Origin of the sequence: Halomonas sp. CH40, from assembly GCA_041875495.1 — a bacterium.
Lineage (GTDB): Bacteria > Pseudomonadota > Gammaproteobacteria > Pseudomonadales > Halomonadaceae > Vreelandella.
The window spans coordinates 206,460-219,193 of the sequence record CP112982.1 but is presented as its reverse complement, the minus strand read 5'-3'; the positions used below and the strand labels follow the sequence as shown (position 1 = coordinate 219,193).

The following is a 12,734-nucleotide window of genomic DNA, read 5'->3' as shown; positions in this document are numbered from 1 at the left end:
TGAAAATTCACATAAAAATCGTTAAAAGGCCTTGTAACTGCCCCTTGTCGATAGCATATACTTAAAGACATAAAAGAATATATTAATTACTTTTGGATATTAAAAGCTTTTCAGAAAATAGCTTAGGAGGCCGACATGCAAAGGTTTTCTCTCTCTCAAAGCACCGGCGCCCATACTCCGGATGTTGCAGGCTTTTTTGAGCCACGCACCTTCAGCGTCCAGTACATCGTCAGCGACCCGGCAACGAAAAAATGCGCGATCATTGACCCGGTGCTTGATTACGATGAAAAATCAGGCGCTACCGCGACCCATCACGCTGACGAATTGCTGGCGTATGTGGCAGAACAGGGGTTTGAAGTCGAGTGGATTCTTGATACCCACCCTCACGCCGATCATTTTTCCGCTGCCCATTATCTGAAGGAAAAAACCGGAGCACCCACGGCCATCGGCAGCTATGTCAAAGATGTTCAGGAGCTCTGGAAAGGTATCTATCACTGGCCGGACTTCCCAGCCGATGGCCGCCAGTGGGACCACCTGTTCAGCGAAGGCGATACCTTCAAACTGGGTGACATGGATGCGCGCGTCATGTTCTCTCCTGGTCATACGCTGGCTTCAATCACCTACGTGATTGGCGATGCGGCCTTTATCCATGACACGATTTTCCAGCCGGATTTTGGCACCGCCCGGGCAGACTTCCCCGGCGGCAGCGCCAAGACGCTATGGGATTCCATTCAGGCGATTCTCGCTCTGCCGGACGACACCCGCCTGTTTACCGGCCATGATTACATGCCTGATGGCCGCGAGCCCCAGTGGGAAAGCACGGTAAAAGAGCAGAAGGCGGTCAATCCTCACCTGGTCAATGTCAGTGAAGAAGGCTTTATTGACCTGCGCAACCAGCGCGACAGCGAACTGCCGATGCCCAAGCTGATTCTGCATGCCCTGCAGGTCAACACCCGGGGTGGGCGCCTACCCGAACCGGAAGCCAACGGTAAGCGCTACCTGAAAATTCCTCTCGACGCCCTGGAAGGCGCCGCCTGGGAATAACGCAGCAGCGCTGCGCTATACTCAATAACGCCATCGCAGAAACCGCGATGGCGTTTGATGCTAAGGAGATGCTCTTGAATATTCACGAACTCGAACCCGGCTTTGCTATCAGCGAAGCCATAACCCCCAGTGACCTGGATGAAGTGGCCAAACGCGGCTTCAAATCAGTGATCTGCAATCGCCGCCCCGGTGAAGCTGACGATCATCCGGATGATGCTGCCCTGAGCGCCAGGGCCAAGGCGCTGGGCATTGAATGGCGTTGCATCCCGGTGACGCCGGGTGACTACAGCGACGCTGATATCGCTGCTTTCGGCAAGGCGCTTGATGACCTGCCAACGCCCATTCTGGCCTTCTGCCGGAGTGGCAAGCGTGCCGTTCATCTTTGGGCACATTCGAAAAGCCAAGCCGCCAGCTGTGATATTCCAGCCTTGCTGGCCGCAGCGCGTGAAGCCGGGCACGACCTCGAAGAGCGGCGCGCTTTACTCGAACAGGCGGCCGCCAATCAGCACTGAAACCACAGGCGGTTGACTATCACTCGTGATTGCGCGGTGTAGACTCGGCCATCAGCGCTGGACGCTGCACTGGGAGGTCAGCAGCCACTAAGCCAACAGGAGGGCTTTTATGTCAGTCGATGTCACCTTATGGGTTGTGTTTATTGCCGCCTTGATTACCGCTTTGGCGACCGGCCTTGGGGCATTGCCCTTTCTGTTTGTAAAAACCTTCAGTGCCCGCTGGCTGAGCCTGTTCAATGCCCTAGCTGCCGGCCTGATGCTGGCTGCCAGCCACAGCCTGGTCAGCGAAGGCAGCCGCGATGGCCCCTGGTTAACCCTTGTCGGCATGGCGATAGGCCTTGCACTGGTGATCGTTTCGGATTGGAGTATTCAGCGGCGTGGTTCGCCCAGTGTGAGTGAACTCAGCGGTGCCAATGCGCGCAAAGCCTTGCTGATTCTGGGCATCATGACCATGCACTCCTTTGCTGAAGGGGTTGGCGTCGGCGTTTCTTACGGCGGCGGTGAATCCTTGGGCATGTTTATCAGCGCCGCCATTGCCATTCACAATATTCCTGAAGGGCTGGCGATCAGCCTGATTCTGATCCCCCGTGGCATGTCTGTACTGAGAGCCGCCGGCTGGAGTATCTTCACCAGCTTGCCGCAACCCTTGATGGCCATTCCGGCTTTTCTGTTCGTCACCTGGTTTGCCCCCTTCTTGCCCATAGGGCTAGGTATTGCAGCAGGCGCCATGATGTGGATGGTGTTCTCGGAGATCCTCCCTGATGCTCTCGAAAACGCGTCTTCCAGCTCAGTCGCGACCACCGTCGTGCTGGCGTTTTTTGCCATGTATGCGTTTCAGCATGCTATTCATTAAAGACTTCCATTAGGGTCTGTTGACGTTTCATTCACGACCCACAGACAAGCTGTAAGACGTTTGTCCATGCGGCAAAAAACCACATTTGTTAGACGTCATTCTCAGCTATCCTGAAGTTATAGTTATTTACTTATAAGGATTAGCTATGAAAAATAGCCATCAAGCAACGACAAATTCCATTTTCCGCTATGCCATTCCACTGGCGCTGGTCTTCGCCATGGCAGTGAGCACCACTGCTCAAGCAGAAGAAAACGCTTCCGCCTACCGTGAAACCCAGTTGGGTCTCTATGTCACCGCCGCAGAAGCCTACGACATGATTCAGCAGGACGACGGCGCACTCTTGATTGATGTGCGCGACCCGATTGAGATCAAGTTCACCGGCTTTGCCGAGCCAACGGATATCCATGTGCCCTGGGTACTGGCTGACCGCACCCAATTTGATGCTGACGCTCAGACCTGGCCCATCAGCCGTAATACCGATTTCGAAGCCCAGATACGCAGCGCGCTTGAAGAACATGACGCTCAGGAAGACACGCCCATTATTGTCATGTGCCGCTCGGGTGCTACACGTAGTGCACCCGCCGCTGATGTGATTACCGAGATGGGCTTTTCACAGGTTTATTCCGTCAGCGATGGCTTTGAAGGCGGCAAGCTGGCCGAAGGCGACTCCGCGGGTGTACGTGCCCGTAATGGTTGGCGCAACTCTGGCCTACCCTGGAGCTATTCAGTCGATCCTGACGTTGCCTGGCACGCAGACGAATAACCGCTTTAATCTGCTACACCCTGTTAGTTGGATTGTTTGTTAACCACTACTTAAGCTATTGGAGAAATTATGCGCCTGACACTGATTGCAACCGCCACACTGGCAGCCACCGCTGCCCTTTCTACTCACGCCCTGGCCGAAAACCATGGTGACCACGCTGAGACAAATGATCAGGCTTTGATGATCGTCACCAGTGATGCGATTGAAACCCAGAGCATGGCTATGATTCTGGGTAACGCCATGCGCCAGCAGGGCACTGACCTGCACATCCTGCTTTGCGATGCGGCCGGTGATCTGGCCGTTGATGGTTACGCCAGCGAAGCGCCCATCAACACACCGCCCGGCAACCCCATGGAAAAGCTCGCCCCGGAAGGCCTGCTTAAAATGATGATGGGCGAAGGCGTTTCAGTGGATGTCTGCGCCATCTATCTGCCCAATACCGATTATGCCGAAGATGATCTGCTTGAAGGGGTTGGCGTTGCCGCGCCTGGCCCAATGGCCGAAATGATGCGCGACCCTGCCATTCCGGTTTTCGAATTCTGATTGCCACTTTCGAATATCGAAAATAGCACCAAGCATGCTTAATGATTGCCCGGCACTTACGCCGGGCATTTACCCCAAGCAGTCAGCGCCTGTTGAGTGCCGAATCGCAACCCATTGGACTAAATGACGATGACAATCTGACAGGATGAAGACTATATTGATTATAACAATATAACTAAATTTCATCGAGGCACACATCTCGGAGCTCGTTATGAAAAAATCCCCTTTCACTCTCAGTCGTCGCCAGCTGCTCAAGGCCGGGGCTGGTCTTAGCGCCAGCGGTTTGCTCTACACCAGCGCACTGCAGGCCAATACCATCGATACTCAGGCAAGAATCGTGGTGGTCGGTGGTGGTGCGTCAGGCATGGCCATGGCCAACCGCCTTGCTACCCGCCTGCGTGGTGGCACCATTACCCTGATTGAGCCGCGCGATACCCATCACTACCAGCCCGGCTGGACGCTTGTCGCCTCCGGCGTATGGCATCCAGAGAAAACCATGCGCCCCAATTCAGACTTCGTACCACAGGGTATCAACTGGGTACGCCAGTATGCCGCCGGTATTGATGCAGAAAACCGTCGCGTTGATCTGGCCAATGGTGAAAGCCTGGAATATGACTATCTGGTGGTCGCGACCGGCCTGCAGCTTAACTACAACCTGATAGACGGCATGTCGCCCGACCTGGTAGGCCAGCACGGTATCGGCAGCGTCTATGCCAGTATCGAAGGAGCTGCCCGCACCCGCCAGGCCATTAAAGGCTGGATCGACAGCGGTGAAGGCAAGGGCATTTTTACCGCCGCTCCGACTGCGGTGAAATGCGCGGGCGCGCCGCTGAAAATGACCTTCACCACGCTGACTCATCTAGAAGAAAGTGGTCGTCGGGATGCGTTTGATGTCGACTTCATGTCAGCGACAGGAGGCCTTTTCTCACAGCCATGGGTCAACGACTTCGTCAAGCAGCGCTTTGATGAGCAGGGCGTCAACCGCCGCCATCATTACCGCCTTTCGGCCATTGACCCACAGGCCAAACAGGCAGAGTTTACCTTTGAAGGCGAGCCAGGCAGCCTGGTTGTACCCGACGACCTGCGTTCAGGCACAGCTAATGCGCAAGGCAAGCCCACTATTATTGCTGATTACGACTTTATCCACGTTGTGCCCCCCATGAGCGCGCCTGACTTCGTCAAGCAAAGCGACCTGGTTGCCAAGGATGGTCCGCATCTGGGGGAATGGCTGGATGTGGATATCCACACCCTGCAGCACAAGCGTTATCCGGAAGTTTTTGGCATTGGTGATGTTATCGGTGCACCGATCAACAAGACCGCCGCCAGCGTCAAGGCTCAAGCCCCAGTAGTGGAAGCCAACCTGCTCGCAGCCATTCAGGGCAAAAGCCTGACGGCGCGCCACGATGGCTACACTTCCTGCCCGATGATCACCGGTATCGGCAAGGCCATGCTGGTGGAATTTGGCTACGACGACAACTTTGCCTTTATGCCGTCTTTCCCCTTTATCGACCCCAAGGAAGAATCCTGGGCCGTCTGGGTAATGAAAGACTACATGCTGCAACCCGCTTACTACGCCGTGCTTGAAGGCCAGGCATAACAGGAGGCCATAATGTCAATATCGAGTATTCTTACCGTCCTGATGTATGCCCTTGAGCCCTTCGCCTGGCTGATTGTAGCGGGCGTGGTGATTCTATTGGCTGTTCATCTGCTTGCCTATATGCGCGGCTATCAGATCACCCAGTACCGTTGCCTGCTGGCGACCGGCGTAGCTGCCCTGATTGGTCTTTCGGCCTTTTTCTGGGTGCCCTGGTTAACCAACTCAGAGTTCACCTACATCAGCACTGTGTTTGATTGGATAGCCGCCATTGGCAGCATTATTGGCGCTTTTGTTGTGGCATTCCTGCTACTTCATCCGTTGAGCTATCTGGTCAGAGGTCAGGACGCATAAGCAGCCTGTCATCCCCTTCAGCGGCGGAGAAAGTCTTGTCTGCATTCAAGGCGCTATTCATGCGCTTCCCCATGCTCAGCGGTATGGCGTCAACCTTACTGGTTGGCGCCATGCTTATAGGCCTTTATCAACTGGCCACCCACGATATCAACCAGCGCGACCACTACGGCCGCACGGCGCTTTTTCTAGCCGTGGAAAACCAGCAGCAGGATGACGTAGACGGTTTGATAAAACGCGGCGCCGCTCTTGATGTGGCCGATAACTGTGGGTTTTCCCCGCTGACGAAAGCCGCCTCGCTGGGCAATATGGCCATGGTAAAAGCACTTTATCAAGCAGGCGCCAGCCTGGAGCATCAGGATGACAGCCAACATACGCCTTTGATGATTGCAGTTGTCAGCGAGCAGCCAGCCATCGCCAGCTTCCTGTTGAAAGAAGGTGCCAACCCCAATCATCAGGACGATCTGGGCTGGACAGCGCTGATATGGGCCGCCAAGCAAAACAACCTTGACCTGGCCAATGCCTTGCTTGAGCACGGTGCCAACCCTTTGCTGGCCGACCAGGATGGCCATGACGCCATGGTGAAGCTGCTGGCTGGCGAGGCTTGAACAAAGCCCCGACAACCTTCAGCGAAATAGCTTACCTCTATGCGATCTATTCGGACTGACTACCCAGCAACCCGAACGCCTGACCGATCAGAGCACTTCCCTGCCCTGCTGGGTCCTGACGAATCAGGCTTTCCTGTCTGCCAATCTCACTAAACAAAGCTTCCATACTGTTATCAACGACATAGCTCTCCAGATCCATCTCCGGCAGATTGGTCATGGGTAGCTGGTCGTAGACCTGCAACATGGACTGGTACTGATCATAAAAACCCGTCTGCTCAAGATTACTTTGCACAATAGGCGCGAAGCGTGAACGCAGAGCGTTTTCAGTATTGGTACGGAAATACTGGGTAGCCGCGGTATCGCCACCGCGAATAATGCCCATGGCATCATCCACACTCATTTCACGCACCGCATTTTTGAACACCGGTGCGGCTTCCGCCACGGCCTGCTCGGCTCCGCGGTTCATGGCATCCTGCACAGGGTCAACATACTGCCCCATACCAAATTGACGCAAGGTATCGGCAATCTGCTGGCCAGCACCCGGCAGGGGTATATCGAAGGCCCCAGGCTTGGAAAGATTGGCGCTGGCCCGCTCTGAACTCAGCGCCAGCGCCTGCTTGATACCACTGGCCAGAGGAGACGTCTCACGCTGGCTTGAAGTACCGCCCATTTGTGATCCGGCATCCATCAAGGGCGCCGTCGCATCCATATTCTGACAACCGCTGGTAATCACCATCACGCCCGCCAGTGCTAACCATTTTTTCATTCTGCCTTCCTGTATTAGCCAGTGTAAAAACACCATGGTAATGCATTGCTGCTTGATAAAGACACTACTTTTCTAACCACGCAACCAGCCCAAGAATAAGGAGACTACACCTTAAAAGCTGTATATCGATGATATAATCCTGCAGGTTGCACGGGTTTAGAGTTATTACATCGGTGGATGGTAACAGCATAATTTAATAAATAAAATTAACCAAAAACGAAATTACGCACACATATAAAACAGGCCCTGAATATTCAAGAGCCTGCTTAAGTTAAATTAAAAAACCACACACTAGCTTTATTAGCGCTTATATAAATATACTATTGCAAACTTTCAGTAGTTATAAAAACACCTTTACACTCTCCATTATTCCACTTTCCAATACACAGAGTAAAATCTGCAGCCATAACTATGTTATCAGAATTTAAAAGGCCGCGAGAAACACCCGCTTCAGCTAAAACAGCTTGAACTTGGCGAGTGTTCTTTTCAGCCATTGCCATAGCCAATTTTTCTCGCAACTCTGGGCTACGTTTCAATGAAGATTCAAGCTTTCGTGCTTCCTGCTGAATGCCTCGAGTGTCGACGCTAAAAGAAACTTTAGATCTTTGCTCTGCTCCTGCAGCAGACATCGTCAAGTCAGTCCTTTCTTGTGCTTGCACAGCAGATGTTGCACCCATAGCAACAAGCAAAGAAGCTGCGATAAAAGTCGTTAATTTTTTCATTTTTAATCTCCGGGTCATTTCAATATCAATTAATTTTCCATAAAGGCTGACAAATCACACTTGTCAAACCAGCATTTCCCAATGCGCCATACTATTAAAATCTAGAAAGCTCTAAGCAATCATTCCATAACTAAGTTTTTCGGTATGCGCACGCAATAAGTCGCACAATGTCATCCAGCGGTTCATATTATTGGCTCTTCGGCATAGAGTGTGGATCCTCCCAAGTCTAAAATTCCTACGGGCATAACCTTATTAGCCTTATCTGGAAAATTCTTCAACTCGCTTAACCTGTTTACTTCCGCTCCCAGAAAGATTGCCATCTACGTTTTCGCTACCACCCAAATTAAATCTCTCAATGCTTCTAAAGCTTCTCATACCATTATCTACAAAAGGAGTTACTGTATCTTCGCATCGAATCGAGTAATTTCCATCATTATTAATTTTGCAACTCTTCAAGTTACCTTCTTCTCGAATATCTGTACAAACCTTTTGAAAGTGCTCTCTGTCTCCCTCACTACAGGGTTGTGCAGCAAACGAATTGGATCCATACAAAATAAAAATTGGTATAGACGTGCATATAATTAAGTTTTTCATGACTTTCTCCTATCTTAAATCAAAAATTACACCATTAATTAGCTCTCAACTTAAGAAAAAGATATAGAAAATTTTCTATACACAGTGCCTAATTATCAAAGAGCGCATTAACTAAGTCGCAATATATCTGTAGAAGGTTCACGTGTTTTTTAATTTTTTAAGCATCTACGGCCACGCCCAGGCTCGGCAACCGAAAATTCAGTACATTTTGGCAAAACGTACTAGAGGTACTACCATTACATAAGCTTCTATTAATGCTGTTCACTGGGGTTGGTGAAAAACACTGATCTGGTGAGGTGCACAGCGCAAAGAGGTGCGTAAATTGCACAAAATGTAGAAAACAATGAACCTCACAAACACTGCCAACGACTCATAGCTGCACAGCGCATTAGGGCTAGGCTATATCTCAACAAATTCAATAACCTAGCTCTTATTATAAAAAAATTCTGTACAAGACCTTATATGAAAAGGCATCAAGGGAGTGATAGACGTGAAAGGATTGGCTTGCGGTGTATTATTGGTGTGCCTGGTACCCGCGTTAACGGTTGCATCACCGCCAACACCCGGGTGGCACGCTGAATTCAGTGGTGCTAAACCCGGCAATTTTCTAATATCGGGCGACCCTCTGACCTTGATCTTTTCTGCGCCATTAACCCCTGATCAGCAAGCGCAATTGCACCTGGAACTCAATAATATTGATGTCAGCGATATGGTGGAATGGCGCCCAGAAGAGTTGGCATACAAGCCTGTACGCACTCTGAAACCAGGCCAGCATCAATTGCGCCTGATGTACTACGGGCAGGATGGCAGCGTCGCAGAGTTAGGAGACTGGTCATTCGAGGTTCGCTATAGTCAACACGTGAAACAACTGACTTTGGAAGGCAATACCGAACTGAGTGCTCAGCAACGTCTGTTAGAACACAATATGAATACTGGTGATGACTTCAATGCAACAGGGTCCAGCCAATGGTATGGCGAGCTAGTGACAGACGACCTGAAAATTCAAGGCCACACAAACCAGGAATATGCTCATCGCGCCAGCCAAAGTGCTACCGGCCAACATCTGGATATGACACGCCTGACTCTGCTAGCAGAAACAGACACCACTCGGGTAACTGCTGGCGACCAGCAAATGGGTACTAGTAGTCTGCTTATGGAAGGCTATCAACAGCGAGGCATGGCCGGAGACCTAAGTTTGGATTCTATCAACAGTGACCTGAGGCTCTTCGGCATGCGCGGCACCCGGGCGTTGGGTTGGCGCGACGGCATCGGTCTTGAGGAGGCTGACAATCGCATTACAGGCGGCCGCTGGCAAACCTACTGGAGTCCTGGCGAACATACTCAGATCCAGTTTAGTACGACCTATCTCAATGGAAGAGTTCAGGGCAGTAGCGCTGGCAGCTGGCCGCCAAGTTCGTCTACCAGGGTGCACGATGGTCACGCCTGGAATGCCGTTATGGATGGCTTTTTCATCGATAAGACACTGCGCATGCGACTGGAGCACGCCACCAGCAGCTTTGATTTTGACGGACGCAATTTCGGTTTTGCTGTTACCAAGGATACGGCTTGGTCAGGGCTGGTTACTTTCGCACCTGAGCCAGCAGCTGGAGATATGCCGTTACACTGGCGTGTTGGAGCAGAAACACAACAGGTAGGCGCCTTCTACCGTAGTCTGGGCCATGCCAACTTGCCCAATGATGTTGACATGCGTCGCATCTTCCTGGCGGCGGAACGTGATAAATGGTTTTTAGACACCAGTTTTACCCTTGAAGAAGATAACCTTGATAGCAATCCGCTCTACCCAACCACAGAAACTCAGCGCTGGCTGGCCCAGCTAGGCTACAGTGATTATGACACAGCAACGCCCGGCAGTTTGTGGGCGACTCTAGGGCAGCCTAGTTATACGCTCTCAATAGATCGCACTCGACGACGTAACCTATCGACACCATCAGGATACTTTCCTGAAAACCTGACGTAAGCGCCCTTAAATCGACACACTTGACCTAGCCGTGTTCTTTCACTTTTTTTCGGCGGGCGCCAAGTTCACGTTCCAGGGCAGCAGCGTTTCCAGTGCCTCTAACGTATCAGCGGTGGCGATGTGCTCCAGCACATAATGGATATAGGCAGCAGGCTCCAAGCCATTGGCTTTTGCCGTTTCGATGAGTGAATAACAGGTGGCACTGGCGTGAGCGCCGCGGGAGGTATCCGCGAACAGCCAGGCTCTTCGACCAACGGCAAACGGGCGAATGGCGTTTTCTGCCAGAACATTACTGATATGCAGGTCGCCGCGCGCACAATAGCCGATGAGGAAGTCCCATTGGTTCAGCGTATATTCCATCGCCTGACGCGTCAGGCTGCCTTTCATGACGCGGGTAACATTAGCCTCTAGCCAAGCCTTGAAGGCCTCAAGACGCGGAAGGCTCAGCTCCTGGCGGACACGGTAGCGTTCCACTTCGCTGAGATCCTTGATCTGCCGTTCGATGGCGTAGAGTTTGTTGATATGGCTAAGCCCTACCTCGGCCTTGGCCGGCGTGGCGCCCTTGCCTTTCGCGTTGACCTTGGCTGCCTTAGACGCTTCCACGAACTTGCGTCGCGCATGGTCCCAACAGCCAATGCGGGTAATGCCGTTGGCACGGCATACCTGGCCGTAACCGGCGTAGCCATCGGCCTGCAGGATCCCTGAGAAGTCGTCGAGTAGGCGCACCGGCACGCTGCCGCCGCGGGACGGGTCGTAGGCAAAGAGCACCGACGGTTGATCCGGTGGGCCACCTCGGGTGACCCACATCCATTTATCTGACTGAGCGGTCTTGCCGTCTTCCTTGAGCACTTGCAGCCGCGTTTCATCGGCTTGCAGATACGCGCTGCTGTTTTGCACTTCGCGCATCAGCGTGATCAAGGGCGTGAAGACGTCATTCAGGCGGATGATCCAGTTGGCCATCTGCGTGCGGCTAACAGCGTGGCCTAACCGCTTGAACATGCCTTCCAAGCGGTACAGCGGCAAACCGTCTGCGTACTTGGAGGTGATCACGTACGCTAGCAGTGACGTCGACGCCGTGCACTTGCCTAGCGGATGAACCGGACGCTCCGCAGTAAGGAGATGGTCGTTGCCCTCAAGCGGGAACACCGCTTTTTCCTGCCAGTATTCGAGGACTTTCAGCTGCGCGGGGATGAACTGAAGCTCTTCTTTTACCTTGGCGAAGAAGGTCTTGGTCGCCCCGACTTTTTCTTCTTCGCTGAGCGTAAGCTCAATACGCTCACGGACCAGAGTGTCGGAGAAGCCACGTTGGCGACGTTGACGTGAGGGACGCGGCGCGTCTTGCTCTTCGACATCGTCGGGTAACTGATCGCGTAGCGCCTCGATGTCAGCTTCCAACTCCGTCTCATCGAACAGATGAGCCTGGTTCGCAGACTTTTCACTGCGCGCGGCGAACTGCTGAATGCGCTGCAAGCGCAGCTTCTCTTCGAGCAATTGAATATAGAGATTACGTTGCTGTAACGCCGTCTGTTGAGCCGTCACCTGTTGCTGAAGCCCCGCCACAAGAGCCACTACCTCAGCGGCGGAGAGGCCACTGAGATCAGGCAGTTGGGAGGAGACTTCGGGGTGCTTTTTCATGGGCCAATGATACCAGATTCGGTGTGTTAAAGCACTGAAAATAAGAGCTTTATGGCCTATCCGACGCTGTCGTAATGCAGTGTTTTATGGCCGCGCATCAGGGTGATATCGTAGCCATCCAACAGCCAGTTGATCTGCTCGCCAGTCAACGCCATAACGTCATCCGAGGGGCCGGGCCACTTGAAGCGCTCCTCGGCCAGCGCCTTGTAGTAGAGCACGAAGCCATTGTCTTCCCACATCAGGCACTTGATTTTATTTCGCTGCCGGTTAGTAAAGGCATACAGCGCCCCGCTAAAGGGGTTGTGTCCCAGTTCTTGCTCCACCAGTAACGCCAGGCCGTTGGCTTGCTTGCGAAAATCGACCGGTGCGCGGTACAGGTAGATCTCGGGCATTTCCCACGCGGGGCGTAAATAGCGCGGCCGCTTCACAGTTGCCTCAGGATATCGCCCAGTAACGCCACGTTGCCCGCGTGCAAGCCCGTGACCGTGATACCGCCGGGCAGTGATACCGTAAGCCCCGTGGAGTCTATTTCTTTTGCGGTGCCGGTATTGGGATATGCGACGGTGGCAAAACCGGCGACTGGCTCTTTTGTTGACGATGCGCTGGCCAAGAGCTTTTGACGCCAGTAAGAAAACTGATGGTACTTTAGCGCTTGTTGCTTGCAAAACGCCATGCCGGACAAGCCAGAGGTTTGCCATTCGGTGACTTGTTGCTGCCAATATTGCTCACGTTCTTGATGCGTCATGACACCCCCTCACAAAGATCTGATGG

General features: G+C 52.7%; 15 protein-coding genes. 9 read left to right on the top strand and 6 right to left on the bottom strand.

The window, feature by feature from the left end; all coding sequences use genetic code 11:
- Positions 1–135 precede the first annotated feature (135 nt).
- The 8 genes from OR573_01015 (at position 136) to OR573_00980 (ending at position 6,268) form a co-directional block, all read left to right on the top strand.
- Complete coding sequence (locus OR573_01015) at positions 136–1,044, top strand: MBL fold metallo-hydrolase (protein ID XGA80266.1); 909 nt, start codon at positions 136–138, stop codon at positions 1,042–1,044.
- A gap of 74 nt (positions 1,045–1,118) precedes the next feature.
- The gene (locus tag OR573_01010) at positions 1,119–1,556 is read left to right on the top strand and encodes a TIGR01244 family sulfur transferase (protein ID XGA80265.1); all 438 of its coding nucleotides are present in this window, start codon (positions 1,119–1,121) and stop codon (positions 1,554–1,556) included.
- Between the two features lie 109 nt (positions 1,557–1,665).
- Entirely contained in the window at positions 1,666–2,409 is a 744-nt protein-coding gene (locus OR573_01005) for a ZIP family metal transporter (GenBank protein ID XGA80264.1), read from the top strand.
- A 217-nt stretch (positions 2,410–2,626) separates the two neighbouring features.
- Complete coding sequence (locus OR573_01000) at positions 2,627–3,172, top strand: rhodanese-like domain-containing protein (GenBank protein ID XGA81640.1); 546 nt, start codon at positions 2,627–2,629, stop codon at positions 3,170–3,172.
- 69 nt (positions 3,173–3,241) lie between these two features.
- Entirely contained in the window at positions 3,242–3,715 is a 474-nt protein-coding gene (locus OR573_00995) for a hypothetical protein (protein XGA80263.1), read from the top strand.
- A gap of 211 nt (positions 3,716–3,926) precedes the next feature.
- Entirely contained in the window at positions 3,927–5,312 is a 1,386-nt protein-coding gene (locus tag OR573_00990) for an FAD/NAD(P)-binding oxidoreductase (GenBank protein ID XGA80262.1), read from the top strand.
- Between the two features lie 12 nt (positions 5,313–5,324).
- A complete protein-coding gene (locus OR573_00985; GenBank protein XGA80261.1) occupies positions 5,325–5,663 on the top strand; it encodes a hypothetical protein in 339 nt (112 codons plus the stop codon).
- A gap of 35 nt (positions 5,664–5,698) precedes the next feature.
- Complete coding sequence (locus OR573_00980; protein ID XGA80260.1) at positions 5,699–6,268, top strand: ankyrin repeat domain-containing protein; 570 nt, start codon at positions 5,699–5,701, stop codon at positions 6,266–6,268.
- A 46-nt stretch (positions 6,269–6,314) separates the two neighbouring features.
- Here the strand turns inward: OR573_00980 and OR573_00975 are convergent, their stop codons facing one another.
- The 3 genes from OR573_00975 to OR573_00965 all read right to left on the bottom strand — a co-directional run bounded on the left by OR573_00975 (position 6,315) and on the right by OR573_00965 (position 8,350).
- Complete coding sequence (locus tag OR573_00975; protein XGA80259.1) at positions 6,315–7,034, bottom strand: DUF4197 domain-containing protein; 720 nt, start codon at positions 7,032–7,034, stop codon at positions 6,315–6,317.
- 320 nt (positions 7,035–7,354) lie between these two features.
- Positions 7,355–7,756 (bottom strand): hypothetical protein, encoded by a 402-nt coding sequence (locus tag OR573_00970; GenBank protein ID XGA80258.1) that lies wholly within the window; start codon positions 7,754–7,756, stop codon positions 7,355–7,357.
- Positions 7,757–8,014: 258 nt separating this feature from the next.
- The gene (locus OR573_00965) at positions 8,015–8,350 is read right to left on the bottom strand and encodes a hypothetical protein (GenBank protein ID XGA80257.1); all 336 of its coding nucleotides are present in this window, start codon (positions 8,348–8,350) and stop codon (positions 8,015–8,017) included.
- Positions 8,351–8,840: 490 nt separating this feature from the next.
- Between OR573_00965 and OR573_00960 the strand changes: the two genes are divergently transcribed.
- Complete coding sequence (locus tag OR573_00960) at positions 8,841–10,328, top strand: hypothetical protein (protein XGA80256.1); 1,488 nt, start codon at positions 8,841–8,843, stop codon at positions 10,326–10,328.
- Positions 10,329–10,367: 39 nt separating this feature from the next.
- On the opposite strand, the gene OR573_00955 is transcribed toward OR573_00960, so the two are convergent.
- The 3 genes from OR573_00955 to OR573_00945 are packed head-to-tail and all read right to left on the bottom strand — an operon-like array spanning position 10,368 to position 12,708.
- Positions 10,368–11,963 (bottom strand): IS66 family transposase, encoded by a 1,596-nt coding sequence (locus tag OR573_00955; protein XGA80255.1) that lies wholly within the window; start codon positions 11,961–11,963, stop codon positions 10,368–10,370.
- Between the two features lie 56 nt (positions 11,964–12,019).
- The gene (gene tnpB, locus OR573_00950) at positions 12,020–12,355 is read right to left on the bottom strand and encodes an IS66 family insertion sequence element accessory protein TnpB (GenBank protein ID XGA80254.1); all 336 of its coding nucleotides are present in this window, start codon (positions 12,353–12,355) and stop codon (positions 12,020–12,022) included.
- A 32-nt stretch (positions 12,356–12,387) separates the two neighbouring features.
- Positions 12,388–12,708 (bottom strand): hypothetical protein, encoded by a 321-nt coding sequence (locus OR573_00945; GenBank protein XGA80253.1) that lies wholly within the window; start codon positions 12,706–12,708, stop codon positions 12,388–12,390.
- Between the last annotated feature and the right edge of the window lie 26 nt (positions 12,709–12,734).